Source organism: Streptomyces sp. Ag109_O5-10 (assembly GCF_900105755.1).
Lineage (GTDB): Bacteria > Actinomycetota > Actinomycetes > Streptomycetales > Streptomycetaceae > Streptomyces.
Genome location: NZ_FNTQ01000001.1, coordinates 7,288,440 through 7,312,817, shown reverse-complemented (window position 1 = coordinate 7,312,817; position 24,378 = coordinate 7,288,440). Strand labels below are relative to the sequence as shown.

Below are 24,378 nucleotides of genomic sequence, written 5' to 3'. Positions count from 1 at the left end.
AGTGGTCCGGCGCGGCTGCGGATCGGGGGGCCTGCCATGAGTACTGGTGCGTCCGGTACGGGAATCGAGCACGGAAGGTACGGCGGGCGGCTGCCGTGGGCCGACGTCCTGCTGTCCTCGACAGCCGCCGTGAGCTGGGCATTGATCGGTATGGCGGGTACGGCGGCGCTGGGCCTGCATCTGCTGCGGGCCGATGCGGCGGGCTCACTGGGCCCGATGACCGCGGCCGTTGTGGCGCTCGGGGCGGGTGGTTCGGTCACCCCGGACGGAGATCTGTCCGCTTTCGGGCTGAAGGGGGCAGAGGCCACCACGGCCATCGAGATCACGCCACTTGGGGTGAGCCTGGTCGGTGCGCTCCTTTTGTCATGGTTCTTCTTACGGTCCTTGCGCACGGCCGGAGTTGTGATCTCCCCGGCCGAACTGCTGGCCCGCGCGGGCTCGGTGGTGGTGCTGTTCGTGGCGGTCCTTGGCGGACTGGCCTGGGCGGGGCACTCCGTCGTGACGATCGACGGCGGTGCCCTCGGCCTGGACAGGCTGACGGGCGGCGGGAGCGGCGACGGGGGAGCCGGCGGCGGGCTGAAGATCCCCGGCATCGGTGACATCGGCGGGCTGCTGCCGGACCGCCTCGGCGACCTCGTGCACGCGAAAGCGGCGGTCGGCTTCAGCGTGGACACGACGGCGACCCTGCTCGGCGGACTCGGCTGGTCGGTGGGCATCCTGCTGATCGCCCTGCTGGCCTCGCGCCGCACTCCGCTGCCCCCCGGCTGGGCGCCGGTGCACCGGGTCGTACGGCCGGCGGCTTCGGCGCTGGTGACGGTCCTGCTGGTGGCCGTGGCGGCCGGCTGGGCGGCGGCGGTCTACGCGGCGATCGGCGACCCGCACCCAGCCCGGATCATGGGCGCGGCCCTGCTCGGCGCACCGAACGGCGTCTGGCTCGGCATCCCCATCGGGCTCTTCGTCCCCTTCGACGGCAGGGCCACGGGCGTCCTGACCATGTTCCTGCCGCACCCCCTGGACGAACTGCTGAACTCCGGGTCCGACCAGTCGGTGACCCTGGGCCACCTGGCAGGCCTGGACCGGCGGGTGTGGCTGTTGGCTGTCGCGGCGGCCCTGCTCATGCTGCTGGCCGGGGTGTTCACGGCGGTCCGGACGCCGGTGCGGCGGACTGCGCCCGGTTTCGCCGGGTGGTGTGCCGTGCGGCTGGGGATCGCCACCGCGCTCACGCTGCCGCTGCTGGCCTGGCTGGCGGACGTGTCGGTGGACGCCTCGCTGTCGGTGCTGGGCTTCGACGCGTTCGGGGCGGGGATCCGGCTGCACGGGGAGCTGGGCATGGCGCTGCTGCTCGGCGCGGTCTGGGGTGCGGCGGCGGGAGCCCTGGGGGCGCTGCTGGCGTGGGTGACCGGGGCGGCGGGGTCACGGGCGGCTCCCCTGGCCCTGGGTGGCGCCGCGGCCGCCGGCGGACCCGCAGGCCAGGGGGTCGAGCGGGCTCCGGGGCTGGTCGGCAGCGGCACGACGGGACCGTACGCACCGGGTACGCCGTACCGGCCGCCGAATCCGAACACGAACCCCTATCTCCGGGTGCCGGAGGAGCTGCGGGAGACCGGGGGCGGCCGAGGGGCCCGGCCCGGTGGAGTACCGGCGGCGGGGACGGCACCGCCGGGCGGTTCCGCGGCCCCGGGCCGTCGTGGGCCGGGCGCACCGCCCCCGGCGGACGATGGCCGCCGGGCCCCGGAGGGGAGCCGGGCGGGCGGCAACCCCTCCGACGTACCGCCGTCCGGCCCGGGCGACGTGTACGGCGCTCCGACCGTGGCGCGCCCCTTCGATCCGCCACCCCGCTCCGCGCGGCCCCGGCCGGGAACGCGGCGGCCCGACGCGCCCCAGAGCGGTCCCGGCGCCGGGCCCCCGCCACCGCCTCCTCCCCCGCCACCGCCGCCGCCCGGACGGCCCCGGAGGTGAGGCCCGGGCGCGCGGTTCGTGTCCTTCGTGCGCGTCACGGCGCGTCCGTGCGCGTCACGGCGCGTCCGTGCGGATCACGGGCGGCCGCCGCCGCGTGCGGGTCGGGGCGCTGAACCGTGCGTGAAGGCCCGGCGGGGTACGCCCCGGCCCCGGCCGTGGACTTCGCACGCACGTTCGTTCGTAGGGCGGCGGCAAGGCGTCCGACACCGGCTCGACATCTGTTGTTCCGTGTCCGTCAGGCGGACCACCTGCGCCGCAGGCACTGGGTGCCGGTTACCTTGGTTACACCATGAGCGATCCGCAGACCTCCGAGCTCCCCACCCTCCTCGTCAAGATCTTCGGCAAGGACAGGCCGGGCATCACGGCCGGCCTCTTCGACACGCTTGCCGCCTACATGGTCGACGTGGTCGACATCGAGCAGGTCGTCACGCGTGGCCGCCTGGTGCTGTGCGCGCTCGTGACCCAGCCCCCGGCGGGCCTGGAGGGCGACCTCAGGGCGACCGTGCACAGCTGGGCCGAGTCGATGAAGATGCAGGCGGAGATCATCTCCGGCCACGGCGACAACCGCCCGCGCGGCCTCGGCCGTTCCCTGGTCACCGTCCTCGGCCGCCCGCTGACCGCCGAGTCGACGGCCGCCATCGCCGCCCGGATCGCCAAGACCGGCGGCAACATCGACCGTATCTTCCGGCTCGCCAAGTACCCGGTGACCGCGGTGGAGTTCGCGGTGTCCGGCGTGGAGACCGAACCGCTGCGCACCGCCCTGGCCTCCGACGCGGCCGAGCTCGGCGTGGACATCGCGGTGGTCTCGGCGGGCCTGCACCGGCGGGCCCAGCGGCTGGTCGTCATGGACGTGGACTCGACGCTGATCCAGGACGAGGTGATCGAGCTCTTCGCGGCGCACGCCGGCTGCGAGGACCAGGTCGCCGAGGTGACGGCGGCCGCGATGCGCGGCGAGCTGGACTTCGAGCAGTCGCTGCACGCGCGCGTGGCGCTGCTGAAGGGGCTGGACGAGTCGGTCGTGCAGAAGGTGCGCGCGGAGGTCCGGCTGACGCCGGGCGCCCGGACCCTGATCCGTACGCTGAAGCGGCTCGGCTACCAAGTCGGTGTCGTCTCGGGCGGTTTCACCCAGGTCACCGACGACCTGAAGGAGCGGCTGGGGCTTGACTTCGCCCAAGCCAACACGCTGGAGATCGTCGACGGGAAGCTGACCGGCCGGGTGACCGGCGAGATCGTGGACCGGGCGGGCAAGGCGCGGCTGCTGCGCCGGTTCGCCGCCGAGGCGGGCGTGCCGCTGGTGCAGACGGTGGCCGTCGGTGACGGGGCCAACGACCTCGACATGCTGAACGCGGCCGGTCTCGGGGTCGCCTTCAACGCCAAGCCGGTGGTCCGCGAGGCCGCGCACACGGCGGTGAACTTTCCGTTCCTGGACACGGTCCTGTATCTGCTGGGCGTCACGCGCGAAGAGGTCGAGGCGGCGGACACCCACGACGAGAGCTGAGCGCCGTCCGGCCGGTCCGGACACGCGGGCCCGGCACCGGTCTCCACGGTGCCTGGCCCGCGTCGTGTCACGTCAGTGGCGGTGCGGTGGTGCCCGGTCTCACTCGGACGGTGCCCAGTAGTCCGCGAGCGTGGCCGCACCGGGCTCCAGGGCCTTCCAGGAGCCCTCGTACGTCAGGACGGCGAAGGCGGCGGCGGGAAAGCCCCGGCGGTCCATCCGATCACGGGCGTCGGTGTCCGCGCTGCCGGCGAGGATCTCGGCCAGGCCGTGCACGCCGGGGTTGTGGCCGATGAGGATGACGGTCTGCACCTCGTCGGGCACCTCGTTGAGCACGGCGATGAGCTCGCCCGGCGAGGCCTCGTACACCCGCTCCTCATAGACGGTTTTCGGCCGGTGCGCGAGCTCGTGGACGGCGAGCTTCCACGTCTCCCGGGTACGCACGGAGGTGGAGCACAGGGCCAGGTCGAAGGTGATGCCGCTGTCCGCGAGCTTACGTCCGGCGACGGCGGCGTCCATTCGGCCCCGCTCAGCGAGCGGTCGCTCGTGATCGGTCACCTGTGGCCAGTCGGCTTTCGCATGGCGGAAGAGGACAATCCTGCGGGATTCTGCGACGCTCATGGCACCCAGCTTCGCATGAAACAGGCCATCGGGCGCAGGGAGTTGACATGCGGCTTCGCCCGGTCCGCGGGTGCCGCGCCTGCGGCCGGGCCAGGCCCTGTCGGCACATCCCGTCGGCGCCCGGAGGGCGGACGGGAACGTGACGGGAAGGCCTAGCGGGAGACGATCTGCTGGACCCGCTCGACGAGGTGGGTGACGGCGGGGTCCCCGCCGGTCGCGTGGGCGTCCGCCGGGTTGAGTATCAGGATCAGCAGGGCGACGAAGGCGAGCGCGGGAAGGGCGAGCGCCCACCAGGGGAGCCGGATGTCGACGCTGCCCGGGGTCGCCGGGTGGGACCGGGTGTGCGTGGGGGCCGGCATGGTCGCCTCCGTTGGCTCCGGGGTCTGTCGGCCGCCCTCGCGGCCACACCTCGAAACTACGGAATCCGCGGGCGCCGCCCCATCCGGTGACCCACCCACTTGACCCTGACCCTCACCCCCTAGGGGATGGGGGTGCTAGCCCCACCCTCCGCGCCGCGGGGGCGGTGGGCGGCCGTGGTCAGGGGGACGCGAGCGTCGCGATGACGGCGATGACGATGAAGATGGCGAAGAACGAGCCGAAGACGATCAGCATCTTCTTCTGACCGTTCTGGGGGTTCGGGTCGAGCACTGGCATGGGGCCAGTCTGGCACCTCCGGGAGGGGACGGACCGCGCGGGGTGGCCGCGACACGGCCGACACCGCCGGCGAGGACCGGCGAGGACCGGCGAGGACCGGCGAGGACCGGCGAGGACCGGCGAGGACCGGCGAGGACCGGCGAGGACCGGCGAGGACCGGCGAGGGCCGACGGGGTACCACAGATTGACGGCGGCGGGAGGCAGTGGGACCCCGGTGCGGGGTCAGGCGGTCGCGGCCGCCTCGTCCTCCACGACCCGGTCGCGGCCGGCCAGGACGCCGACGGCCATCTGCGGGATCATCAGGCCGACCATGAGGGCGATCGGCAGGCCCCAGCCACCGCTGTGCTGGTAGAGCACGCCCACCAGCAACGGCCCGGGGATGGAGATCAGGTAGCCGGTGCTCTGGGCGAAGGCGGAGAGCTGGGCGACGCCCGCACCGGTCCTGGCCCGCATCCCGACCATGGTGAGGGCCAGCGGAAAGGCACAGTTCGAGATGCCGAGCAGGACGGCCCAGGCCCAGGCACCGCCGGCTGGCGCGAGGTAGAGGCCGGCGTATCCGGCGAGGCCGCAGACGCCGAGCGCGATCACGATCGGTCCCTGGTGCGGCAGCCGGGTGGCCACCCGCGGGATGACGAAGGCCAGCGGCACGCCCATCGCCATGGTGACGGCCAGCAGCAGTCCGGCCGTGCTCGCGGAGACGCCGGCGTCCCGGAAGATCTGTGCCATCCAGCCCATCGTGATGTAGGCGGCCGTGGCCTGGAGCCCGAAGAACACGGCGAGCGCCCAGGCGGTACGGCTGCGGGTGATCCGCAGGGCGGGCTCCTGCCGCTCCGCACGCGCGGGTGCCTCCGCCTCGGTGGCCGGCGCCGGCGCCGGTGCCGGTCCACGGTCGCGGTCGCGGTCGCGTACCAGCGGAATCCACGGCAGCACCGCGACCGCCGCGAGCCCGGCCCAGACCGCGAGACCGGTCTGCCAGCTGCCGCCCAGGGCGCCGGTCAGCGGCACGGTCACCGCGGCGGCCACCGAGGTGCCGGCGGCGAGGGCCATCGAGTACAGGCCGGTCATGGAGCCGACCCGGTCGGGGAACCAGCGCTTGACGATGACCGGCATCAGCACGTTGCTGACCGCGATGCCCATGAGCGCGAGCGCGCTGCCGGCCAGGAACCCGGCGGTGCTCCCGGCGTACGGCCGTGTCAGCAGGCCGGCCGTGACGGCCGCCATGCCCGCGCAGACCACGGCCGCCGGCCCGAAGCGGCGGGCGAGGCGGGGGGCCGTGACCCCGAAGACGGCGAAGCAGAGCGGGGGCACGGAGGTGAGCAGTCCGGCCACGCTGCCGCTCATGCCGAGACCGTCGCGGACCTCTTCCAGGAGTGCGCCGAGGCTGGTGATGGCGGGCCGGAGGTTGACGGCGGACAGCACGATGCCGACGACGACCAGCCGTGTCGCCCACGCGCGCGTGGCCGTCGCGGGGCTCCTTCCGGGTGCCGTCGTCCGTGCTGTCGCCGTGGTCGCGGTCTCGGTTTCCTTGCCTACCATGAGGCCCATCATAGAATCATAGGATGAATGGTTCATTCCCGGGCCTGCCCGGCAGCTCCCGTCGGGCCCTCGCGTGCGAAGGTGTGTCATGCCTCTGAGTCATCCGCGCCGCTCGGCGCTGTCCGAGCAGGTCATCGCCGCGCTGCGGAACCAGATCACCTCGGGTGAGTGGCCGGTCGGCTCGCGCATCCCCACCGAGCCGGAACTGGTCGAGCAGCTCGGGGTGGCCCGCAACACCGTCCGGGAGGCCGTCCGGGCGCTGGCCCACAACGGCCTGCTGGACATCCGCCAGGGCTCGGGAACGTACGTCTCGGCCACCAGTGAGCTGGCCGGCGTGATGCACCGCCGGTTCGCCGGCGCCGATCCCCGGCACATCGCCGAGTTGCGCTCCACGCTGGAGTCGTCGGCGGCCCGGCTGGCCGCGGCGCGCCGCACCGAGAAGGACCTCAGGCAGCTCGACGCTCTCCTGGCGCGCCGCGAGCAGGCCTGGCGGTCGGGCGACGCGGAGGCCTTCGTGACGGCGGACGCGACCCTGCACCTGGCCGTGGTGGCCGCCTCGCACAACGACGTGCTGACGGCGATGTACGCCGACCTGGGCGAGGTGCTGCGGGAGTGGCTGCGCGCGGACGTCGGCGCCGAGCTGACGCCCCAGTCGTACATGGACCACACCCGGCTGGTCGAGGCGATCCGCGCGGGTGACGCGGACGCGGCCGCCAAGGAGGCGGCGAGCTACCCGTTCCTGTGCCGTCCGGACCGGTTCAGGTCACCTTCCGGTGACTGATCCACACCGTGCGGACGTCCTTCCAGCAGCGGCCGGAGAGCCGTACGGTCATCGCGGGGCCGGTGTCGACCGGGGAGCCGTCGGTGTCGATGTCCCACCACTGGGCGCACTCGATGTGCAGCCGGACCTGGTCGGTGTCGACGTAGGGGTTGTGGCAGTAGGCCAGCACGTGGGAGCCGCGGACGGTGGTCCGGCACGAGGCACCGAAGAGCTGCGGGGCCGGCTTGTGTCCGTCCGGCACGCGCGCGTGGGACTCCGCAGTGGAGAGCGGCGACACCGCGAGGGCGAAGGCCAGGGTCACCGGGGCCAGGCTGCGGGAAAGGCGCACAAGGGGGACCTCCTCGGCCGGGCTGGGGAGGGACATCGCGCGGTGCACGCGCAACCGGGGTGTACCGCCGCGTCTCCAGGGTGCGCCGTCCGGCGGGTGAGCACCCGGCCGGTGGGCCGAACGGGTGAGGCCCGTACCCCTCGCGCGGGATACGGGCCTCGAAGAGCCTGTGCGGGTCAGGCGCCGATGGCGTGCAGACCGCCGTCCACGTGGATGATCTCGCCGGTGGTCTTCGGGAACCAGTCGCTCAGCAGGGCGACGATGCCCTTGCCGGCCGGCTCCGGGTCCTTGAGGTCCCACTCCAGCGGGGAACGGTGGTCCCAGACGGCGGCCAGGTCGCTGAAGCCCGGGATGGACTTGGCGGCCATGGAGCCGATGGGGCCGGCCGAGATGAGGTTGCAGCGGATGTTCTGCTTGCCCAGGTCGCGCGCGATGTAGCGGCTGGTGGCCTCCAGGGCGGCCTTGGCCGGGCCCATCCAGTCGTACTGCGGCCAGGCGTACTGGGCGTCGAAGGTGAGGCCGACGACCGAGCCGCCGTTCTGCATCAGCGGCAGGCAGGCCATGGTCAGCGACTTCAGGGAGTACGCCGAGACGTGCATGGCGGTGGCGACGGACTCGAACGGCGTGTTGAGGAAGTTGCCGCCGAGGGCGTCCTGGGGGGCGAAACCGATGGAGTGGACGACGCCGTCGAGGCCGCCGAGCTCCTCGCCGACGAGGTCGGCCAGGCGCCCGAGGTGCTCGTCGTTGGTGACGTCGAGCTCGATGACCTTGGTGGGCTTCGGCAGCTTCCTGGCGATGCGCTCGGTCAGCGTGGGCCGCGGGAACGCGGTGAGGATGATCTCGGCACCCTGCTCCTGAGCCAGCTTGGCCGCGTGGAAGGCGATGGAGGACTCCATCAGCACACCCGTGATCAGGATGCGCTTGCCCTCGAGGATTCCACTCATGGTGATCAGTGACCCATTCCCAGTCCGCCGTCAACGGGGATGACGGCTCCAGTGATGTACGAGGCGTCGTCCGAGGCGAGGAACCGCACCGTCGCGGCGACCTCCTCGGGCTCCGCGTACCGGCCGAGCGGCACCTGAGACACGATCGTGGCGCGCTGCTCGTCGGTGAGCACCTTGGTCATGTCGGTGTCGACGAAGCCGGGCGCGACGACGTTGAAGGTGATGTTGCGCGAGCCCAGCTCACGGGCGAGGGACCGCGCGAAGCCGACCAGGGCGGCCTTGGAGGCGGCGTAGTTGGCCTGGCCGGGGCCGCCGAAGAGGCCGACGACCGACGAGATGAGGACGACACGGCCCTTCTTGGCGCGCAGCATGCCGCGGTTGGCACGCTTGACGACCCGGAAGGTGCCGGTCAGGTTGGTGTCGACGACCGAGGTGAAGTCCTCCTCGGACATCCGCATCAGGAGCGTGTCCTTGGTGATGCCGGCGTTGGCGATCAGGACCTCGACCGGGCCGTGCGCGTCCTCGATCTCCTTGTAGGCCTGCTCCACCTGCTCGGAGTCGGTGATGTCGCACTTGACGGCCAGGACGCCCAGTTCCTTGAGCACGGCCGGCGGCTCACCGGAGCGGTACGTGACGGCGACCTTGTCGCCGTTGTCGGCGAAAGCGCGGGCGATGGCGAGGCCGATGCCCCGGTTGCCTCCAGTGACGAGAACCGAGCGGCTCAACGGATCACCCTTTCGTTCGGTCTGACACCCGCCCGAACAGCTGGCATGACAGGCGGCTTCATCGAAAACCTATCGGTCCCGCCATCGCCACGGGCAAGCGGGCACCGACAGTGGCTCGGGGGTGTCGCTGTCGGGTTTCTACAGTCGGCGGTCGAATCAGGGCGCCATTCCGGGAGCGTGGGCGGGCAGCCCTTCCTTGCGTGCCGCGTCGAGCATCCGACGGTCGTACGTCATGAACGCCGCCAGTTCCCCCTCCACCGAAAGAGCGCTCGCCACATGGAGGGCATCCAGTGCGCGCAGTCCGGGATCGACACGGGTGGCGAGGTCGCGGACCTCACGACCGAGGAGGATTTCCGTCACCCGCTCATCGAGATCGGCCAGAGCCCGTGGAAAGCTGCCGGCCCGGTCCAAATGCCGCACCGTCTCCACGAAGCCGATCGTGCAGGTGGCCAGCGTGGCCTGCGGGAAGCTCGTGAGGAACGATTCGAGCGCGGAGGCGTTCGCCCTGCCGGTCAGCAAGGTGATCAGCGCAGAGGAGTCCATGTAGATCACCGGTAGTACTCCTCACGCTCGGCGAGCAGGGACTCCAGCGGATCCAGCGCGTCGTCCGGGATGTCGTACCGGGGGAAGTCGGCGAGGTCGCCCACGGTCGCCGCCTTGAGTTTGATCCTCCCGCGGGCAACAAGGTGCGCGTACCGCTCCATGGGGCCCCCGCTCGGGACCAGTATCGCGATGACGTTGCCGTGCCGGGTGACCTCGACGGTCTCCCCCTTCTCCACGCGGGCGAAGACGGCGCTCGGGTTATGAGAGAACTCTCGGACGGAGATGGCACTCATGACGGGCTCCCTCGAAACCGGTCCGACCTCGTACCTACATTGAAGCAATTGTACCCACAATCTCCCAGCCCTGCCTTCTCAGGCATTCACCCGGCCGCGGGATTTCCGCAGCACTTTTTTGTACTTGCGCTCCGAACCGCACCAACATGGTCCATTGCGGGCCGGGGGCCAATCGATTGCCAGACGCCTGCGAGCCAGTTCGGCCGCACACCTGTACCGGGCGGCCGACAGGTCAGGGGACCCGCCCTTCTACGGCGTCCCAGTCGCCGTGGGGGCCGCCGAGCAGGCGTCGCACGCAGTGATGGCCGATGAGTAGTTCCTCAAGGCCGAAGGAGGCCCGAAAGCCGCCGACCACGTCCGCCGTCACCTCGGCGCCGGCGCCGAGGGCGTGCGTGACGCCCGTCGTGTACCACTCCCGCGCTCCGCCAGGCGTCGGCGGCCTCGCGGAGCAGTTCCTCCCGGTCCTCGGGGAACTGCTCCACCAACCGCTCGCACTCCTCCGCGGCTTGGGCGGGAGTGGCGGGGTGCCGGGCGGCACGGGTCTTCTTGTTCTTGCCGGACGTGCGGGGCTTGCCAGCCATGAACTCACCGTAGAGCGGCCGTAGTCGGCGCCGCCGGGGAACCTTGACACACCTCGGCGGATTCCCCACTCGCTTCGGCGAGCAGACCGGCGGCCTGCGGGATCGTGAGCGGAGGGCGGCGTACGAGGCGCCCGCTCGATTCCTCGACGGCTAGACCGACCGTGTCCTCGACCCAGACGGCCAGGGGGTCGCTGCACAGGGCTTCGTACTCGGTTGGCAGTTCGTCTGGGACGGCTGCCGCCCGACGCACGGCATCGCCGAGAGGAGCGCAAGGATGGACGCCAGGCGTGGCGTCGGGGCCGGGGTCAGTCGAACGCTCCAGCGTCTCGCCGATGACACGGTCCGGACGGATCTCCGTCCCGAACAGACGAGTGACGACCTTCGCGATCTCCTCCCGGGCCTCGACGAAGGTCACCCCGGTGGCCATGGTCGCCGACGTCCCGATGCACTGAAGCTCCGGCGCCTCGCAGGCGTCCCGCAGCCGTCGTACCAGGAGGGCGACGTCGGCGCCCTGGCGACCGCGGTATGTGTGCAGCTCGTCGAGGGCCAGGAAGCGGAGGCCCCGGGCCGCGCCGATCAGCTCCCGCCGTTCGCCGGGGCGGGTGAGGAGGTAGTCCAGCATCACGTAGTTGGTCAGCAGGATGTCCGGCTTGTTCCGCAGGACCTGGAGCTTCTGCTCGGCGGCCTCCTGGCCGGTGTACCGGGCGAAGGCGACCTTGCGGGACTCCTCCGGGACACCCCACGTGAGGTACTTCTCCAGTTCGTGGAGCTGGCTGTTGGCCAGTGCGTTCATGGGATAGACGACGATCGCCGAGATCCCGTCGGGGTTGGGCCGGTGCAGGACCTCGTGGACGATCGGCACGATGTAGGTCAGGCTCTTGCCGGAACCGGTACCCGTGGTCACGACGTACGAGTCACCACGGTCGGCGGCCACGATGGCCTCGCGCTGGTGCTGGTGGAGGGAGAGGGTGCGGCTGCCGGGGTCGTTCTCGTGTTCCTTGTGCCGGAAGTACTCGCGGCACAGTGGATGCAGCAGGCCGTCGTCGCACAGCGCGGCCACGGTCCTGCCGCTGCGGAAGGTGGGGTTCAGGGCGAGTTTGGGATCGGGCCAGCGGGTTTTCCGCTTCCGCTCGTCGTCCAGGTGGCTCTCGATGTCCGGATCCCGCACGGCCACGAGCGAGCTCGTGAACGCCTCGTACTCGGCGACGAGGTCGTGGTGGACACCGAAGGCGTCCATGGATCGGCAGGGCTCCCTCAGCTTTGTGCATCCGCTCGGTCGCATCGTGCCGACGAGCCGACCGCTCATCGGAAGACGAACCACGCAACCTGTTCACCTTACTGTCCCTCCCGAGCGCTTTCCCCCGGCTTTCGCTCCTCGCCTCCCCCCTCCGCCCCCGGAAATTTCCCGGGAATCCCGTATCCGGGACATGATTCACTGCCTGTGACGGTCACCACAGAAGCACCTCCGCACCTCGAAGGGACTCCCACCCGTGCCCCATGAAATCGATCAGTCGTTTCTGGCACTTCCGCTACGTCCCCTGGCCGACGCCGCGCTGGCGCGGGCGCGGGCGCTGGGGGCCGAACACGCGGACTTCCGGTTCGAGCGGGTGCGCAGCGCGTCCTTGAGTCTCAGGGACGCCAAGCCCGCCGGATCCTCGGACACCACCGACCTCGGGTACGCGGTCCGGGTCGTGCACGGCGGCACCTGGGGATTCGCGTCGGGGGTGGACCTGAGCCTCGATGCCGCGGCCAAGGTCGCGTCGCAGGCGGTGGCCATGGCGAAGCTCTCGGCACAGGTCATCAAGGCGGCCGGGTCCGACGAGCGGGTGGAGCTGGCCGGTGAGCCGGTGCACGCGGAGAAGACGTGGGTCTCGGCGTACGGGATCGACCCGTTCTCCGTGCCGGACGAGGAGAAGTCGGCGCTGCTCGCGGAGTGGAGCGCGCGGCTGCTGGCGGCGAACGGCGTCAACCATGTCGACGCCTCGCTGCTCACCGTCCACGAGAACAAGTTCTACGCGGACACGGCCGGGACCGTGACGACCCAGCAGCGGGTGCGGCTGCACCCGCAGCTGACGGCCGTGTCGGTCGACGAGTCCAGCGGCGAGTTCGACTCGATGCGGACCATCGCACCGCCGGTCGGCCGCGGCTGGGAGTACCTCACCGGCACCGGCTGGGACTGGGACGCCGAGCTGGAGCAGATCCCGGAGCTGCTGGCCGAGAAGATGCGGGCGCCGAGCGTGGAGGCGGGTCTGTACGACCTGGTGGTCGATCCCTCCAACCTGTGGCTGACCATCCACGAGTCCATCGGCCACGCCACCGAGCTGGACCGCGCGCTCGGCTACGAGGCCGCCTACGCCGGCACCTCCTTCGCCACCTTCGACCAGCTCGGCAAGCTGAGGTACGGCTCCGACCTGATGAACGTCACCGGCGACCGCACCGCCGAGCACGGCCTGGCGACCGTCGGGTACGACGACGAGGGCGTCGCGGCCCAGTCCTGGGACCTGATCAAGGACGGCACGCTCGTCGGCTACCAGTTGGACCGCAGGATCGCGCGGCTGACCGGCTTCGACCGCTCCAACGGGTGCGCGTACGCCGACTCGCCCGGGCACGTCCCCGTGCAGCGGATGGCCAACGTGTCGCTGCAACCCGATCCGGCCGGGCTGTCGACGGAGGACCTGATCGGCGGGGTCGACCGCGGGATCTACGTGGTCGGCGACCGTTCCTGGTCGATCGACATGCAGCGCTACAACTTCCAGTTCACCGGCCAGCGGTTCTTCAGGATCGAGAACGGCCGGATCACCGGGCAGCTGCGCGACGTCGCCTACCAGGCGACGACCACCGACTTCTGGGGCTCCATGACGGCCGTCGGCGGCCCCCAGACGTACGTCCTCGGCGGCGCCTTCAACTGCGGCAAGGCCCAGCCGGGACAGGTCGCCGCGGTGTCGCACGGCTGCCCCTCGGCCCTCTTCAAGGGCGTCAACATCCTCAACACCACGCAGGAGGCCGGTCGATGAGCGCCCGTAACAGCAAGCCGCACGAGATCGTCGAGCGCGCTCTCGAACTGTCCCGGGCCGACGGCTGCGTGGTCATCGCCGACGAGCACTCCACCGCCAACCTGCGCTGGGCCGGCAACGCGCTCACCACCAACGGCGTCACCCGGGGCCGTTCGCTCACCGTCGTCGCCACCGTGGACGGCAAGGAGGGCACGGCCTCGGGCGTCGTCTCCCGGTCGGCCGTGACCGCCGACGACCTGGAGCCCCTGGTGCGGGCCGCCGAGGCCGCCGCGCGCGGTGCCGGGCCCGCCGAGGACGCGCAGCCGCTGGTCACCGGCGTACCGGAGGCGCCGGACTTCACCGACGCGCCCGCCGAGACCTCATCCGCCGTGTTCGCCGACTTCGCCCCGGCGCTCGGCGAGGCCTTCGCACGCGCGCGTGCCGGTGGCCGCGAGCTGTACGGCTTCGCCAACCACGAGCTGGTGTCGACGTACGTGGGCACCTCGACCGGGCTGCGCCTGCGGCACGACCAGCCCACCGGCACGCTGGAGCTGAACGCCAAGTCGCCGGACCGTACCCGCTCGGCCTGGGCCGGACGCTCCACGCGGGACTTCAAGGACGTCGACCCCGGCACGCTCGACGCCGAGCTCGCGGTACGGCTCGGCTGGGCCGAGCGGCGGGTGGACCTGCCGGCCGGCCGGTACGAGACGCTGCTGCCGCCGACCGCGGTCGCCGACCTGCTGATCTACCAGCTGTGGTCGGCGTCCGCGCGGGACGCGGTCGAGGGCCGGACGGTGTTCTCCAAGCCGGGCGGCGGCACCCGTGTCGGCGAGAAGCTGACCGGACTGCCGCTGACCCTGCGCAGCGACCCGAACGAGCCGGGCCTGGAGTCCGCGCCCTTCGTCATCGCGCACTCCTCCGGCGGCGACCAGTCCGTCTTCGACAACGGGCTGCCCGTGGGTGCCACCGAGTGGGTGTCGCAGGGCGAGCTGAAGCACCTGACGACCACCCGGCACACCGCCGGTCTGACCGGGCTCCCGGTCGCCCCGGCGGGCGGGAACCTGATCCTGGACGGCGGCCGGGACCTGTCCCTGGAGGACATGGTCTCCGCCACCGAGCGCGGGCTGCTGCTGACCTGCCTCTGGTACATCCGCGAGGTCGACCCGGCGACGCTGCTGCTCACGGGCCTGACCCGGGACGGCGTCTACCTGGTGGAGAACGGCCAGGTCACCGGGCAGGTGAACAACTTCAGGTTCAACGAGTCGCCGGTGGACCTGCTGGGGCGGGCGACCGAGGCCGGGCGCACGGAAAAGACGCTGCCGCGGGAGTGGAGCGACTGGTTCACTAGGGCTGCGATGCCCGCGCTGCGGGTGCCCGACTTCAATATGAGCTCTGTCAGCCAGGGCGTATAACCTCGTACCTGATTACGAGACCACCCAAGGAGATACGAGAACCGTGACGGACATCGTCGACGAGCTGAAGTGGCGGGGGCTCATCGCCCTCTCCACGGACGAGGACGCATTGCGCAAGGCGTTCGCGGACGGTCCCGTCACGTTCTATTGCGGTTTCGACCCGACCGCGCCCAGCCTGCACCTCGGCAACCTCGTGCAGATCCTGACGATGCGCCGGATCCAGCAGGCGGGAAACCGCCCGCTGGGCCTGGTCGGGGGTGCCACCGGCCTGATCGGTGACCCGAAGCCGAACTCCGAGCGCACGCTCAACGCGCCCGAGGTCGTCGCCCAGTGGGTGGAGCGACTGCGCGCCCAGATCGCCCCGCTGCTGGACTTCGAGGGTCCGAACGCGGCGGTCATGGTCAACAACCTGGACTGGACGCAGGGCCTGTCGGCCATCGAGTTCCTTCGCGACATCGGCAAGCACTTCCGCGTGAACAAGATGATCGCGAAGGAGGCCGTGGCCCGGCGCCTGGAGTCGCAGGAGGGCATCAGCTACACGGAGTTCAGCTACCAGATCCTCCAGGGCATGGACTTCCTCCAGCTGTACCGGCGGTACGGCTGCACGCTGCAGACCGGTGGCAGCGACCAGTGGGGCAACCTCACCTCGGGCACCGACCTGATCCACAAGGTCGAGCCCGACGCCGTGGTGCACGCGCTGGGCACACCGCTGATCACCAAGGCCGACGGCACCAAGTTCGGCAAGACGGAGTCCGGCACGGTCTGGCTCGACCCGGAGATGACCACTCCGTACGCCTTCTACCAGTTCTGGCTGAACGCCGACGACCGGGACGTCTCCAAGTTCCTGCGGATCTTCAGCTTCAGGTCCCACGAGGAGATCGAGGAGCTGGAGCGGCAGACCCAGGAGCGTCCGCAGGCGCGGGCCGCGCAGCGGGCGCTGGCCGAGGAGCTGACGACGCTCGTCCATGGCGCCGACCAGACCGCCGCGGTGATCGCCGCGTCGAGGGCGCTGTTCGGGCAGGGCGAGCTGGCTGAGCTGGACGACCGGACGCTGGCGGCGGCACTGTCCGAGGTCCCGCACGTCAAGGTCGCCGAGCTGGGTCCGGTGGTCGACCTGTTCGCCGAGGTCGGGCTGGTGGCCTCCAAGTCCGCCGCGCGGCGGACCGTGAAGGAGGGTGGTGCCTACGTGAACAACGTGAAGGTGACCGCCGAGGACGCGGTGCCGGATCGTGCGGAGCTGCTGCACGGGCGGTGGCTGGTGCTGCGGCGGGGGAAGAAGAATCTGGCGGCCGTGGAGGTCGTCGGTTCGTGAGCGCCGTGGGGGTGCGGGTGCGTTGCGGAGTGCCGGTGCGTTGTAGCTGGTCACGCAATTGCCCGCGCCCCTTTCGGGATGCCTCGGTTCGAGTCGCTGTGAAGCTCGGAGCGCTCTGACGTTCGGGGCGCTCTGACGTTCGGGGCGCGTCAGATGCGCTGTCTGCGCTTTCCCAGGGTCGCCGTGTACGCCATGTCGCCCAGGAAGACGATGATGATCGCCGCCACCAGCTGGAAGAGGTGACGGGTCCAGTCGATGCCCGGTGTCGCCGCCACGCCGACCGCGCGGGCGACCGCGTTGCCGGCGATGGCGCCCAGGATGCCGAAGATGGTCGTCAGCCACAGAGGGCTGTGCTGCTTGCCCGGGATGACCGCCTTCGCGATGAGGCCCAGCACGAAACCCACGATGATCGCCCACAACCAGCCCATGACTGCCTCCTCGTACGGCTCGACGTGAGCATTACGCCAAGTCTCGGCCCGTACGCCGTACGGCGCATGTCGGTACCGCCGTACGCGCTACGGCGCAGGCCGTTCACGCAGGCGGGAGGGCGACCCGGTCTCGAAGGCGGCGCAGGCGCGGCGTAACGTGGGATGGGTCCTGACCCGGTTCCCCGAGCGGGTGCGGACCGGGTACGGGCCGGGGAGAGGCCGATGCGGGCGGATGGTGGAATGTGATGCGGAAGCAGCGCGGCGACGGCAACGTCCAGGTGTTCCGGATCACCGGAGCCCGTACCGGCCTGGCGGAGGACGTACGCGGCCGGCAGCGGCGGTACGTCATCTCGATGGGCATCCGGACCATGTCGGTGATCCTCGCGGTGACGTTGTGGAACGTCGAACGGTATGTCGCCGTCGTGGCCTTGGTGCTCGGGGCGCTGCTGCCCTATGTCGCCGTCGTCATCGCAAACGCCGGACGGGAGCGGCCGCAGTCGCTGCCTTCGACCTTCGGGGTCGCGCCGACCCGGCTGATGATCGCGCCGCCGCGGGCCGAGGAGGCCCAGGCGGAATCCGTCCCGGAGGACGTGGTGGCGGATCCGGCGGCGGGGGCCGTGAGCGGCGAGCGGCCGGAGTCGGTCTGACCATCATGGACGCCGCGCGGACGGGTGGCGGTTCCCCCGAAGCTCAAGAAATGCTCAGATCGATCGTGCTGTTCCAGTGCCGGGCCAAGGGTGACCCGTGACATACTGCGTACGCGCTCCGCATCCCCCGTCGGAGCGACGGACCGACGCCGGGCAGCTCCCCCCGTGGCTGCTCGGCGTCGCCTTGTTTGCGGGGCTTTTCTGCGAGACGAAGCGGTGCGAGACGAAGCAGTGAGTGACGTTGTCTGTTCAGCGAAGGGCTGTCGTGCCGCCGCGGTGTGGGTGCTGGCGTGGAACAACCCGAAGATCCACACGCCGGAACGGCGCAAGACCTGGCTCGCCTGCGAGGAACACCGGGAGCATCTCTCCCAGTTCCTCGGCGTGCGCGGGTTCCTGAAGGACGTCGTGCCGCTGCGGGAGTGGGAGTCGGCCCAGGCGCCCGAGCAGAACGGGTAGGCCGGGGCAGGCGGGTCGCGCGGGCCTAGCCGCCGATCGCGGACATCGGCCGGTCCGGCTGCACGAACTTCGGATCGTCCAGTCCCGCCCCCGCCTTCTTTCCCCACATCGCCAGCCGCCACCTGCGGGCGATCTCCTCGTCCGGCGCACCGGAGCGGAGCGCACCGCGCAGGTCCGTCTCCTCCCGTGCGAACAGGCAGGTCCGTATCTGGCCGTCGGCGGTGAGGCGGGTGCGGTCGCAGGCCGCGCAGAACGGGCGGGTGACCGAGGCGATGACGCCGACGCGGTACGGCCCGCCGTCGACCAGCCAGCGCTCCGCCGGGGCCGAGCCGCGGTCGTCCGCGCCCTCGGGGGTGAGGTCGAAGCGGGTGCGGAGGGAGGCGAGGATGTCCCCGGCCGTCACCATGCTGTCGCGCTTCCAGCCGTGCTGGGCGTCCAGCGGCATCTGCTCGATGAAACGCAGCTCGTAGTCGTGGGCCACCGCCCAGGCGAGCAGGTCGGGGGCCTCGTCCTCGTTCAGGCCGGGCATCAGGACCGTGTTGACCTTGACCGGGGTGAGGCCGGCGTCGTGGGCGGCCCGGAGGCCGTCCAGGACGTCCTGGTGGCGGTCGCGGCGGGTGAGGGTCTTGAAGACGTCCGGGCGGAGGGTGTCCAGGGAGACGTTGACCCGGTCCAGGCCGGCCGCCTTGAGGGCCGTCGCGGTGCGGCGCAGGCCGATGCCGTTGGTCGTCAGGGACATCCGGGGGCGGGGGGCCAGGTCCGCCACGCGCTCGACGATGCCGACCAGGCCGGGGCGCAGCAGTGGCTCGCCGCCGGTGAAGCGGACCTCCTCGACGCCCAGCAGCCGGACGGCGATGTCGACCAGCCGGACGATCTCGTCGTCCGTGAGCAGGTCGGGCTTGGCCAGCCACTGCAGGCCCTCCTCGGGCATGCAGTACGTACAGCGCAGGTTGCACCGGTCGGTCAGCGAGACTCTCAGGTCGGTGGCCACCCGGCCGTAGGTGTCGATGAGCACGCGGGCCCCCTCCCTCGTTGCGGGTCGGATCTCTGCCGTCCCTTCCCTTGTGAGCCTACGTGACGGCACTGACATCGGGAGAGGCCTGATACCACGAGGTACGACGCGGCCGCGTCGTAGGATCCTACGGTCCCGTCGACGCGGCCAGTCGTACGAAGCTCAGTGCGCTCCGGTGCCGGTCAGGGACCGCACCTCCAGTTCCGCGTACTTGGCGGCGTCCGGGGCCTCCTTGGAGAGGAGAGTGCCCACGACGCCGAGGAGGAATCCGACCGGGATCGAGATGATGCCCGGGTTCTCCAGCGGGAACCAGTGGAAGTCGACGCCGGGGAACATCGACGTCTCCTTTCCGGACACCACCGGCGAGAACAGCACCAGACCGACCGCGGTGACCAGGCCGCCGTAGATCGACCAGAGGGCTCCGGCGGTGGTGAACCGCTTCCAGAAGAGGCTGTAGAGGATGGTCGGCAGGTTGGCGGAGGCGGCGACCGCGAAGGCGAGCGCGACCAGGCCGGCGACGTTGAGGTCCCGGGCCAGGGCGCCGAGCACGATCGACACGGCGCCGATGCCGACGGTGGCGTAGCGGGCCGCGTTGATCTCCTGCTTCTCGGTGGCCTGGCCCTTCTTGATGACGTTGGCGTAGATGTCGTGCGCGAAGGACGACGAGGACGCCAGGGTGAGGCCCGCGACCACGGCGAGGATGGTCGCGAAGGCCACCGCGGAGATGGTGGCCAGCAGGACCGCGCCCCAGTTGGAGTCGACGCCGCCCAGGTGGAGGGCGAGGAGGGGAGCCGCGGTGTTGCCCGACTTGTTGGAGGCGATGATCTCGTCGGGTTTGATCAGCGCGGCCGCGCCGAAGCCGAGGGCGAGGGTCATCAGGTAGAAGGCGCCGATCAGGCCGATCGCCCAGAGGACGGACTTCCGCGCGGCCTTGGCGGTGGGCACGGTGTAGAACCGGATCAGGATGTGCGGCAGTCCGGCGGTGCCGAGGACCAGGGCGATGCCGAGGGACAGGAAGTCCAGCTTGCTGGTGCCGGTGGCGCCGTACTTCAGGCCTGGCTCCAGGAAGGCGGCACCCTTGCCGCTGTTGTCGGCGGCCTTGCCGAGCAGGTCGGAGACGTTGAAGTGGAACTTGGCCAGGACCATGAAGGTCAGCAGCAGGGCGCCCGCGATGAGCAGCACCGCCTTGACCATCTGGACCCAGGTGGTGCCCTTCATGCCGCCGATGGTGACGTAGACGATCATCAGGACGCCGACCAGGGCGACGATGCCGATCTTGCCGCCGTCGCTGGTGATGCCGAGGAGCAGGGAGACGAGGACGCCCGCTCCCGCCATCTGGGCCAGCAGGTAGAAGATCGAGACGACGATCGTGGAGGTGCCGGCCGCGGTGCGGACCGGGCGCTGGCGCATGCGGTAGGCCAGCACGTCGCCCATGGTGTAGCGGCCGGAGTTGCGCAGCGGCTCGGCGACCAGGAGCAGGGCGACCAGCCAGGCGACCAGGAAGCCGATGGAGTAGAGGAAGCCGTCGTAGCCGAACAGGGCGATGGCGCCGGCGATGCCCAGGAAGGACGCGGCGGACATGTAGTCGCCGGAGACGGCGAGGCCGTTCTGGAAGCCGGTGAACTGGCGGCCGCCCGCGTAGAAGTCTGCGGCGTCCTTGGTCTGGCGGCCCGCCCAGACGGTGATGACGAGGGTCGCGGCGACGAACACCGCGAACAGGGTGATGATCAGCGTCCGGTGCTGACTGGCCTCACCGGCCGCCGTCGTGATCGCGGGGCTCTCCGCCGCCAGCGTGATCGCGGGGCTCATGCGTCGCCCTCCATCCGGGACTTGATGGCCTCTGCCTTGGGGTCGAGCTTGGCGGCGGCGTGCCGGGCGTACCACCACGCGATGAGGAACGTGGTGAGGAACTGGGCGAGGCCGAGGACCAGGGCCACGTTGATGTTGCCGACGACCTTGGTGCCCATGAAGTCGCCCGCGTAGTTGGAGAGCAGGACGTACAGCAGGTACCAGGCGATGAAGGCGAAGGTCAGCGGGAAGGCGAAGGAGCGGTGGGAGTGCCGCAGTTCGGCGAACTCCGGACTCTGCTGCACCTCGGCGAACTCCTCGCCGGATGGGTGCCGGGTCTGCGTGTTCGAGGGCGGTGGTGTCTCGGTGGCCACGGAGTCTCCTCGCGATACGGACATGCGGATTCTGACCTCACTACAGGTGGATCACGCACGTGGAGTGATGGCGCGACTCCGGTGCGTGAGTCCGACGGGGGGCCTCGATCCTGCTGTGGCTCCCTCCCCGAGGTCACGGCGCCACGCGTGGTCGGGTTCAACTCGCCCGGGTTCTTTCGGAAGTCGTCGGTGCAAGTCACCTCCGGTCATTGCTGGCCGGTGAGTGCGGGAGATAGCTTCGGCCCTGCACCACCTGTCATGTACCTGCCCAAGCGCCACTCGCGTCCTGGGCAGGCCCGTTTTCGGTTGATGTTCCGGATGATGTGGAGACCCCATGGCTCATCTGCGTTCCAGACGCGGGCTGGCACTCGCCGTCCCGGTCGTCCTGTCGCTGACCGCCTCGCTCGGCCTCCTGCCGACGGCGGCTTCGGCGGCCCCGCCGTCCGCCCGGGCGACCCGGGCGGCGGACGGCCCGAACCTGGCCTACGTCGTCAACACCAGGACGGACCGTCGCACGGTCGAGTCGGTGCAGCGGGCGGTCACCCGCAACGGCGGCACGGTCATCGCGACGTACGACAAGATCGGCGTGCTCGTCGTGCACTCGGCGAACCCGGACTTCGGCGCGGCGCTGCGCGCGGTGCGCGGGGTGCAGTCGGCGGGCGCCACCCGGACGGCCGCGCTGAGCGCGGCGGGGACCACGGACGAGGGCGCCGTGCAGGTGCTGTCCAAGGCGGAGGCCGCGCAGGTCCAGCGGCGGGCGACGGCGGGCCAGGAGCCTCTTGAGGCCGACCAGTGGGACCTGCGGGCGATCGGCGCCGACAAGGCCGCCGCGGTCAACCCGGGGAGCCGCTCGGTGACGGTCGGCATCATCGACACCGGCGTCGACGACACCCACCCGGACATCGCCCCGAACTTCTCCGCCGCGCAGTCCGCCAACTGCGTGAGCGGCAAGGCGGACACGACGTACGGCGCCTGGCGGCCGGCGGACGCCGACCACTACCACGGCACCCATGTCGCCGGCGAGATAGCCGCGGCCCGCAACGGGATCGGCGTGGCCGGCGTGGCACCGGGCGTGAAGGTGGCGAGCATCACGGTGGCCCAGCCCGACGCGACGCAGCTGTTCTACCCGGAGAGCGTGGTCTGCGCCTTCGTCTTCGCCGCCGACCACGGCATCGAGATCACCAACAACAGCTACTACGTTGACCCATGGCTGTACAACTGCATGGACGACCCCGATCAACGTGCCATCGTTGACGCGGTCAACAGGGCGCAGTTGTACGCCCAGCGCAAGGGCACGCTCAACGTGGCCTCGGCGGGCAACTCGAACGACGACCTCGACTCGCACGCCCTCACGGACACCTCGAGCCCGGACGACTCGACGGCCACCACCCGGACGGTCGACCCGCACGAGTGCTTCGACGTACCGACCCAGCTGCCCGGCGTGGTCACCGTCAGCGCGGTCGGCGTCAACGACACGAAGTCCTACTACTCCAGCTACGGCCGGGGCGTCGTCGACGTGGCCGGCCCCGGCGGCGACAAGTACCAGATCCCGGACACGCCGTCGAAGAACGGCCGCATCCTGTCCACCCTGCCGAACGACCAGTACGGCTTCCTCCAGGGCACCTCGATGGCCTCCCCGCACGTGGCCGCGGTGGCCGCGCTGCTCAAGTCGACGCACCCGCACGCCACTCCGGCCCAGCTGTCGGCCCTCCTGAAGGCCGAGGCGGACAACCCGGGCTGCCCGGCGGGCCCGTACGACGGGGACGGCGACGGCGTCGTCGACGCCACCTGCGTGGGCGGCAAGCACGTCAACGGCTTCTACGGATCCGGTGTCGTCGACGCCCTCCGCGCGGTCGAGTAGGCCCCGCAGAGCAGGACTTCCCGCACGGCACGCCCCGCTCAGCGAACGAACTGGAGACCTCAGATGACCGCGCCCCAGCCGCGCCACCGTCGCGTCCTCGCCCTCCCGCTCGGCATGGCCATGGCCACGGCCCTCGCCTTCCTGCCCACTGTCCCGGCGTCCGCCGCCGACACCGGCGTGGCCACGGCCGCGGCCAGGCCCGCCGGTGACGACACGACGTCCCTCAGCTACGTCGTCAACGTCCGTCCCGGACACGGCACTTCCGAGCGCGTGCAGAAGGCGATCGCGCGGGCCGGCGGTTCGGCGGTGATCGCGTACGACGAGATCGGCGTGATAGTCGTCCATTCGTCGAACGCCGACTTCGCCAAGATCATCCGGAAGGTGCCCGGCGTGGACTCGGCCGGGAACACCCGCAACGCGCCGCTGCCCGCCCAGTCGACCACCGACGTGGGCACGCCCGAGGTGCTGAGCTCCGAGCAGATATCGGCGGCGGACGCTCGGGCGGCCGACGGGCAGGACCCGCTGGAGCCGCTGCAGTGGGACCTGCCGGCCATCAAGGCGGACAAGGCGCACGAGAAGACCCTCGGGAGTTCGAAGGTCACCGTCGCCGTCATCGACACGGGCGTGGACGACACCCACCCGGACATCGCCCCGAACTTCTCCGCCGCACAGTCCACCAACTGTGTCTCGGGCAGGCCGGACACGACATACGGCGCCTGGCGGCCCACCGCGGCGGAGAGCCCGCACGGCACGCACGTGGCGGGCGAGATCGCGGGCGCCAGGAACGGGGTCGGCATCACCGGTGTGGCGCCGGGCGTCAAGGTGGCCGGGATCAAGGTCGCCACCACCGCCGGGTACTTCTACACGGAGGCCGTGGTCTGCGGCTTCGTGTGGGCGGCGGAGCACCACATCGACGTCACCAACAACAGCTATTACACCGACCCCTGGTACTTCAACTGCACCGACGACCCGGACCAGAAGGCACTCGTCGACGCCATCACCCGGGCCTCGCAGTTCGCGGAGCGCAAGGGCACGGTCAATGTCGCGGCGGCCGGCAACGAGAGCTACGACCTGGCCTCCCACTCGATCACCGACCCGGTCTCGCCGAACGACGGCACGCCCGTCGACCGGGTGATCGACCCGCACAAGTGCTTCGACATCCCGACCCAGCTGCCGGGTGTGGTCACCGTCGCGGCGACCGGTGCGAAGGGCCTCAAGTCCTCGTTCTCCAACTACGGCCTCGGGGTCATCGACATCGCCGCACCCGGCGGCGACTCGACGGCCTACCAGGCGCCGGAACCCCCCGCCACCAGCGGCCTGATCCTCGGCCCGCTGCCGGGCGGCAAGTGGGGCTACATGGCCGGTACGTCGATGGCGACCCCGCACGTCGTCGGAGTCGCCGCACTGATCAAGTCGACCCATCCGCACGCTTCCGCCGCCCTGGTGAAGGCCCTGCTGTACGCCGAGGCGACCGCCACGCCGTGCACCGACCCGTACGACATCGACGGCGACGGCAAGGTCGACGCGGTGTGCGAGGGCTCCCGGAACCACAACGGCTTCTACGGCTGGGGCACGGCCGACGCACTGGCGGCGGTGACCAGGTAGCCTCCGAGTACATATATTGATCCAGTCAATAAT

Annotated in this window: 26 protein-coding genes; 10 read left to right on the top strand and 16 right to left on the bottom strand. The window is 70.9% G+C overall.

The window, feature by feature from the left end; all coding sequences use genetic code 11:
* Nucleotides 1–36 precede the first annotated feature (36 nt).
* Nucleotides 37–1,956, top strand: coding sequence for a streptophobe family protein (locus BLW82_RS33350; RefSeq protein WP_093504758.1), 1,920 nt, complete (start codon nucleotides 37–39; stop codon nucleotides 1,954–1,956).
* A gap of 289 nt (nucleotides 1,957–2,245) precedes the next feature.
* A complete protein-coding gene (gene serB / locus BLW82_RS33345) occupies nucleotides 2,246–3,454 on the top strand; it encodes a phosphoserine phosphatase SerB (protein ID WP_093504756.1) in 1,209 nt (402 codons plus the stop codon).
* Between the two features lie 99 nt (nucleotides 3,455–3,553).
* On the opposite strand, the gene BLW82_RS33340 is transcribed toward serB, so the two are convergent.
* From BLW82_RS33340 to BLW82_RS33325, 4 genes are all read right to left on the bottom strand, one after another.
* Nucleotides 3,554–4,072: a SixA phosphatase family protein gene (locus BLW82_RS33340; protein ID WP_093504754.1), complete on the bottom strand. Its 519-nt coding sequence runs from the start codon at nucleotides 4,070–4,072 to the stop codon at nucleotides 3,554–3,556.
* A gap of 152 nt (nucleotides 4,073–4,224) precedes the next feature.
* Nucleotides 4,225–4,431 carry a hypothetical protein gene (locus BLW82_RS33335; protein ID WP_093504752.1) on the bottom strand — a complete coding sequence of 69 codons (207 nt, stop codon included), beginning with the start codon at nucleotides 4,429–4,431 and terminating at the stop codon, nucleotides 4,225–4,227.
* 178 nt (nucleotides 4,432–4,609) lie between these two features.
* The gene (locus BLW82_RS45765; RefSeq protein WP_089107830.1) at nucleotides 4,610–4,726 is read right to left on the bottom strand and encodes an SGM_5486 family transporter-associated protein; all 117 of its coding nucleotides are present in this window, start codon (nucleotides 4,724–4,726) and stop codon (nucleotides 4,610–4,612) included.
* 222 nt (nucleotides 4,727–4,948) lie between these two features.
* On the bottom strand, nucleotides 4,949–6,274 hold the full coding sequence (locus BLW82_RS33325; protein ID WP_093504750.1) for a CynX/NimT family MFS transporter: 1,326 nt from the start codon (nucleotides 6,272–6,274) through the stop codon (nucleotides 4,949–4,951).
* A 76-nt stretch (nucleotides 6,275–6,350) separates the two neighbouring features.
* On the opposite strand from BLW82_RS33325, the gene BLW82_RS33320 reads away from it, so the two are divergent.
* A complete protein-coding gene (locus BLW82_RS33320; RefSeq protein ID WP_093504748.1) occupies nucleotides 6,351–7,043 on the top strand; it encodes a FadR/GntR family transcriptional regulator in 693 nt (230 codons plus the stop codon).
* On the opposite strand, the gene BLW82_RS33315 is transcribed toward BLW82_RS33320, so the two are convergent.
* The 8 genes from BLW82_RS33315 to BLW82_RS33285 all read right to left on the bottom strand — a co-directional run bounded on the left by BLW82_RS33315 (nucleotide 7,021) and on the right by BLW82_RS33285 (nucleotide 11,694).
* Entirely contained in the window at nucleotides 7,021–7,371 is a 351-nt protein-coding gene (locus tag BLW82_RS33315; RefSeq protein ID WP_093504746.1) for a hypothetical protein, read from the bottom strand. The genes BLW82_RS33320 and BLW82_RS33315 overlap by 23 nt on opposite strands.
* 176 nt (nucleotides 7,372–7,547) lie before the next feature.
* Complete coding sequence (gene fabI / locus BLW82_RS33310) at nucleotides 7,548–8,315, bottom strand: enoyl-ACP reductase FabI (RefSeq protein ID WP_093504744.1); 768 nt, start codon at nucleotides 8,313–8,315, stop codon at nucleotides 7,548–7,550.
* 5 nt (nucleotides 8,316–8,320) lie between these two features.
* The gene (fabG, locus tag BLW82_RS33305; RefSeq protein WP_093504742.1) at nucleotides 8,321–9,040 is read right to left on the bottom strand and encodes a 3-oxoacyl-[acyl-carrier-protein] reductase; all 720 of its coding nucleotides are present in this window, start codon (nucleotides 9,038–9,040) and stop codon (nucleotides 8,321–8,323) included.
* A gap of 156 nt (nucleotides 9,041–9,196) precedes the next feature.
* Entirely contained in the window at nucleotides 9,197–9,583 is a 387-nt protein-coding gene (locus BLW82_RS33300) for a type II toxin-antitoxin system VapC family toxin (RefSeq protein WP_093508414.1), read from the bottom strand.
* Nucleotides 9,584–9,588: 5 nt separating this feature from the next.
* Complete coding sequence (locus BLW82_RS33295; RefSeq protein WP_093504740.1) at nucleotides 9,589–9,876, bottom strand: type II toxin-antitoxin system Phd/YefM family antitoxin; 288 nt, start codon at nucleotides 9,874–9,876, stop codon at nucleotides 9,589–9,591.
* Between the two features lie 78 nt (nucleotides 9,877–9,954).
* Nucleotides 9,955–10,053 carry an SEC-C metal-binding domain-containing protein gene (locus BLW82_RS46380; protein ID WP_371131514.1) on the bottom strand — a complete coding sequence of 33 codons (99 nt, stop codon included), beginning with the start codon at nucleotides 10,051–10,053 and terminating at the stop codon, nucleotides 9,955–9,957.
* Between the two features lie 143 nt (nucleotides 10,054–10,196).
* Complete coding sequence (locus BLW82_RS44040; RefSeq protein ID WP_143063729.1) at nucleotides 10,197–10,457, bottom strand: hypothetical protein; 261 nt, start codon at nucleotides 10,455–10,457, stop codon at nucleotides 10,197–10,199.
* A gap of 4 nt (nucleotides 10,458–10,461) precedes the next feature.
* A complete protein-coding gene (locus BLW82_RS33285) occupies nucleotides 10,462–11,694 on the bottom strand; it encodes a DEAD/DEAH box helicase (RefSeq protein WP_093504738.1) in 1,233 nt (410 codons plus the stop codon).
* Between the two features lie 253 nt (nucleotides 11,695–11,947).
* On the opposite strand from BLW82_RS33285, the gene BLW82_RS33280 reads away from it, so the two are divergent.
* The 3 genes from BLW82_RS33280 to tyrS are packed head-to-tail and all read left to right on the top strand — an operon-like array spanning nucleotide 11,948 to nucleotide 16,174.
* Complete coding sequence (locus BLW82_RS33280) at nucleotides 11,948–13,471, top strand: TldD/PmbA family protein (RefSeq protein ID WP_093504736.1); 1,524 nt, start codon at nucleotides 11,948–11,950, stop codon at nucleotides 13,469–13,471.
* On the top strand, nucleotides 13,468–14,862 hold the full coding sequence (locus tag BLW82_RS33275; RefSeq protein ID WP_093504735.1) for a metallopeptidase TldD-related protein: 1,395 nt from the start codon (nucleotides 13,468–13,470) through the stop codon (nucleotides 14,860–14,862). Before BLW82_RS33280 ends, BLW82_RS33275 begins: the two co-directional genes overlap by 4 nt.
* Before the next feature lie 43 nt (nucleotides 14,863–14,905).
* Entirely contained in the window at nucleotides 14,906–16,174 is a 1,269-nt protein-coding gene (gene tyrS / locus BLW82_RS33270; RefSeq protein ID WP_093504733.1) for a tyrosine--tRNA ligase, read from the top strand.
* 149 nt (nucleotides 16,175–16,323) lie between these two features.
* Here the strand turns inward: tyrS and BLW82_RS33265 are convergent, their stop codons facing one another.
* A complete protein-coding gene (locus BLW82_RS33265) occupies nucleotides 16,324–16,602 on the bottom strand; it encodes a GlsB/YeaQ/YmgE family stress response membrane protein (RefSeq protein WP_093504731.1) in 279 nt (92 codons plus the stop codon).
* Nucleotides 16,603–16,847: 245 nt separating this feature from the next.
* Between BLW82_RS33265 and BLW82_RS33260 the strand changes: the two genes are divergently transcribed.
* Both BLW82_RS33260 and BLW82_RS33255 read left to right on the top strand, forming a co-directional pair.
* The gene (locus BLW82_RS33260) at nucleotides 16,848–17,249 is read left to right on the top strand and encodes a DUF3099 domain-containing protein (RefSeq protein WP_093504729.1); all 402 of its coding nucleotides are present in this window, start codon (nucleotides 16,848–16,850) and stop codon (nucleotides 17,247–17,249) included.
* A gap of 231 nt (nucleotides 17,250–17,480) precedes the next feature.
* Nucleotides 17,481–17,705, top strand: coding sequence for a hypothetical protein (locus BLW82_RS33255; RefSeq protein ID WP_177233156.1), 225 nt, complete (start codon nucleotides 17,481–17,483; stop codon nucleotides 17,703–17,705).
* Between the two features lie 25 nt (nucleotides 17,706–17,730).
* On the opposite strand, the gene moaA is transcribed toward BLW82_RS33255, so the two are convergent.
* The 3 genes from moaA to BLW82_RS33240 form a co-directional block, all read right to left on the bottom strand.
* On the bottom strand, nucleotides 17,731–18,720 hold the full coding sequence (gene moaA / locus BLW82_RS33250; protein ID WP_218162389.1) for a GTP 3',8-cyclase MoaA: 990 nt from the start codon (nucleotides 18,718–18,720) through the stop codon (nucleotides 17,731–17,733).
* Between the two features lie 159 nt (nucleotides 18,721–18,879).
* On the bottom strand, nucleotides 18,880–20,526 hold the full coding sequence (locus tag BLW82_RS33245; RefSeq protein ID WP_093504727.1) for a solute symporter family protein: 1,647 nt from the start codon (nucleotides 20,524–20,526) through the stop codon (nucleotides 18,880–18,882).
* Entirely contained in the window at nucleotides 20,523–20,879 is a 357-nt protein-coding gene (locus BLW82_RS33240) for a DUF485 domain-containing protein (protein WP_093504726.1), read from the bottom strand. Before BLW82_RS33240 ends, BLW82_RS33245 begins: the two co-directional genes overlap by 4 nt.
* Before the next feature lie 334 nt (nucleotides 20,880–21,213).
* On the opposite strand from BLW82_RS33240, the gene BLW82_RS33235 reads away from it, so the two are divergent.
* On the top strand, nucleotides 21,214–22,740 hold the full coding sequence (locus BLW82_RS33235; RefSeq protein ID WP_093504724.1) for a S8 family peptidase: 1,527 nt from the start codon (nucleotides 21,214–21,216) through the stop codon (nucleotides 22,738–22,740).
* Between the two features lie 63 nt (nucleotides 22,741–22,803).
* Nucleotides 22,804–24,345, top strand: a complete 1,542-nt coding sequence (locus BLW82_RS33230) for a S8 family peptidase (protein WP_093504722.1) — start codon at nucleotides 22,804–22,806, stop codon at nucleotides 24,343–24,345.
* Nucleotides 24,346–24,378: the final 33 nt, after the last annotated feature.

Excerpts from the sequence above, each read along its gene's own strand:
- BLW82_RS33350 (WP_093504758.1), top strand. The coding sequence starts at position 37 with ATGAGTACTGGTGCGTCCGGTACGGGAATCGAGCACGGAAGGTACGGC.
- serB (WP_093504756.1), top strand. The coding sequence starts at position 2,246 with ATGAGCGATCCGCAGACCTCCGAGCTCCCCACCCTCCTCGTCAAGATC.
- BLW82_RS33340 (WP_093504754.1), bottom strand. The coding sequence starts at position 4,072 with ATGAGCGTCGCAGAATCCCGCAGGATTGTCCTCTTCCGCCATGCGAAA.
- BLW82_RS33335 (WP_093504752.1), bottom strand. The coding sequence starts at position 4,431 with ATGCCGGCCCCCACGCACACCCGGTCCCACCCGGCGACCCCGGGCAGC.
- BLW82_RS45765 (WP_089107830.1), bottom strand. The coding sequence starts at position 4,726 with ATGCCAGTGCTCGACCCGAACCCCCAGAACGGTCAGAAGAAGATGCTG.
- BLW82_RS33325 (WP_093504750.1), bottom strand. The coding sequence starts at position 6,274 with ATGATGGGCCTCATGGTAGGCAAGGAAACCGAGACCGCGACCACGGCG.
- BLW82_RS33320 (WP_093504748.1), top strand. The coding sequence starts at position 6,351 with ATGCCTCTGAGTCATCCGCGCCGCTCGGCGCTGTCCGAGCAGGTCATC.
- fabI (WP_093504744.1), bottom strand. The coding sequence starts at position 8,315 with ATGAGTGGAATCCTCGAGGGCAAGCGCATCCTGATCACGGGTGTGCTG.
- BLW82_RS33300 (WP_093508414.1), bottom strand. The coding sequence starts at position 9,583 with ATGGACTCCTCTGCGCTGATCACCTTGCTGACCGGCAGGGCGAACGCC.
- BLW82_RS33295 (WP_093504740.1), bottom strand. The coding sequence starts at position 9,876 with ATGAGTGCCATCTCCGTCCGAGAGTTCTCTCATAACCCGAGCGCCGTC.
- BLW82_RS44040 (WP_143063729.1), bottom strand. The coding sequence starts at position 10,457 with ATGGCTGGCAAGCCCCGCACGTCCGGCAAGAACAAGAAGACCCGTGCC.
- BLW82_RS33285 (WP_093504738.1), bottom strand. The coding sequence starts at position 11,694 with ATGGACGCCTTCGGTGTCCACCACGACCTCGTCGCCGAGTACGAGGCG.
- BLW82_RS33275 (WP_093504735.1), top strand. The coding sequence starts at position 13,468 with ATGAGCGCCCGTAACAGCAAGCCGCACGAGATCGTCGAGCGCGCTCTC.
- BLW82_RS33265 (WP_093504731.1), bottom strand. The coding sequence starts at position 16,602 with ATGGGCTGGTTGTGGGCGATCATCGTGGGTTTCGTGCTGGGCCTCATC.
- BLW82_RS33260 (WP_093504729.1), top strand. The coding sequence starts at position 16,848 with ATGCGGAAGCAGCGCGGCGACGGCAACGTCCAGGTGTTCCGGATCACC.
- BLW82_RS33245 (WP_093504727.1), bottom strand. The coding sequence starts at position 20,526 with ATGAGCCCCGCGATCACGCTGGCGGCGGAGAGCCCCGCGATCACGACG.
- BLW82_RS33235 (WP_093504724.1), top strand. The coding sequence starts at position 21,214 with ATGGCTCATCTGCGTTCCAGACGCGGGCTGGCACTCGCCGTCCCGGTC.
- BLW82_RS33230 (WP_093504722.1), top strand. The coding sequence starts at position 22,804 with ATGACCGCGCCCCAGCCGCGCCACCGTCGCGTCCTCGCCCTCCCGCTC.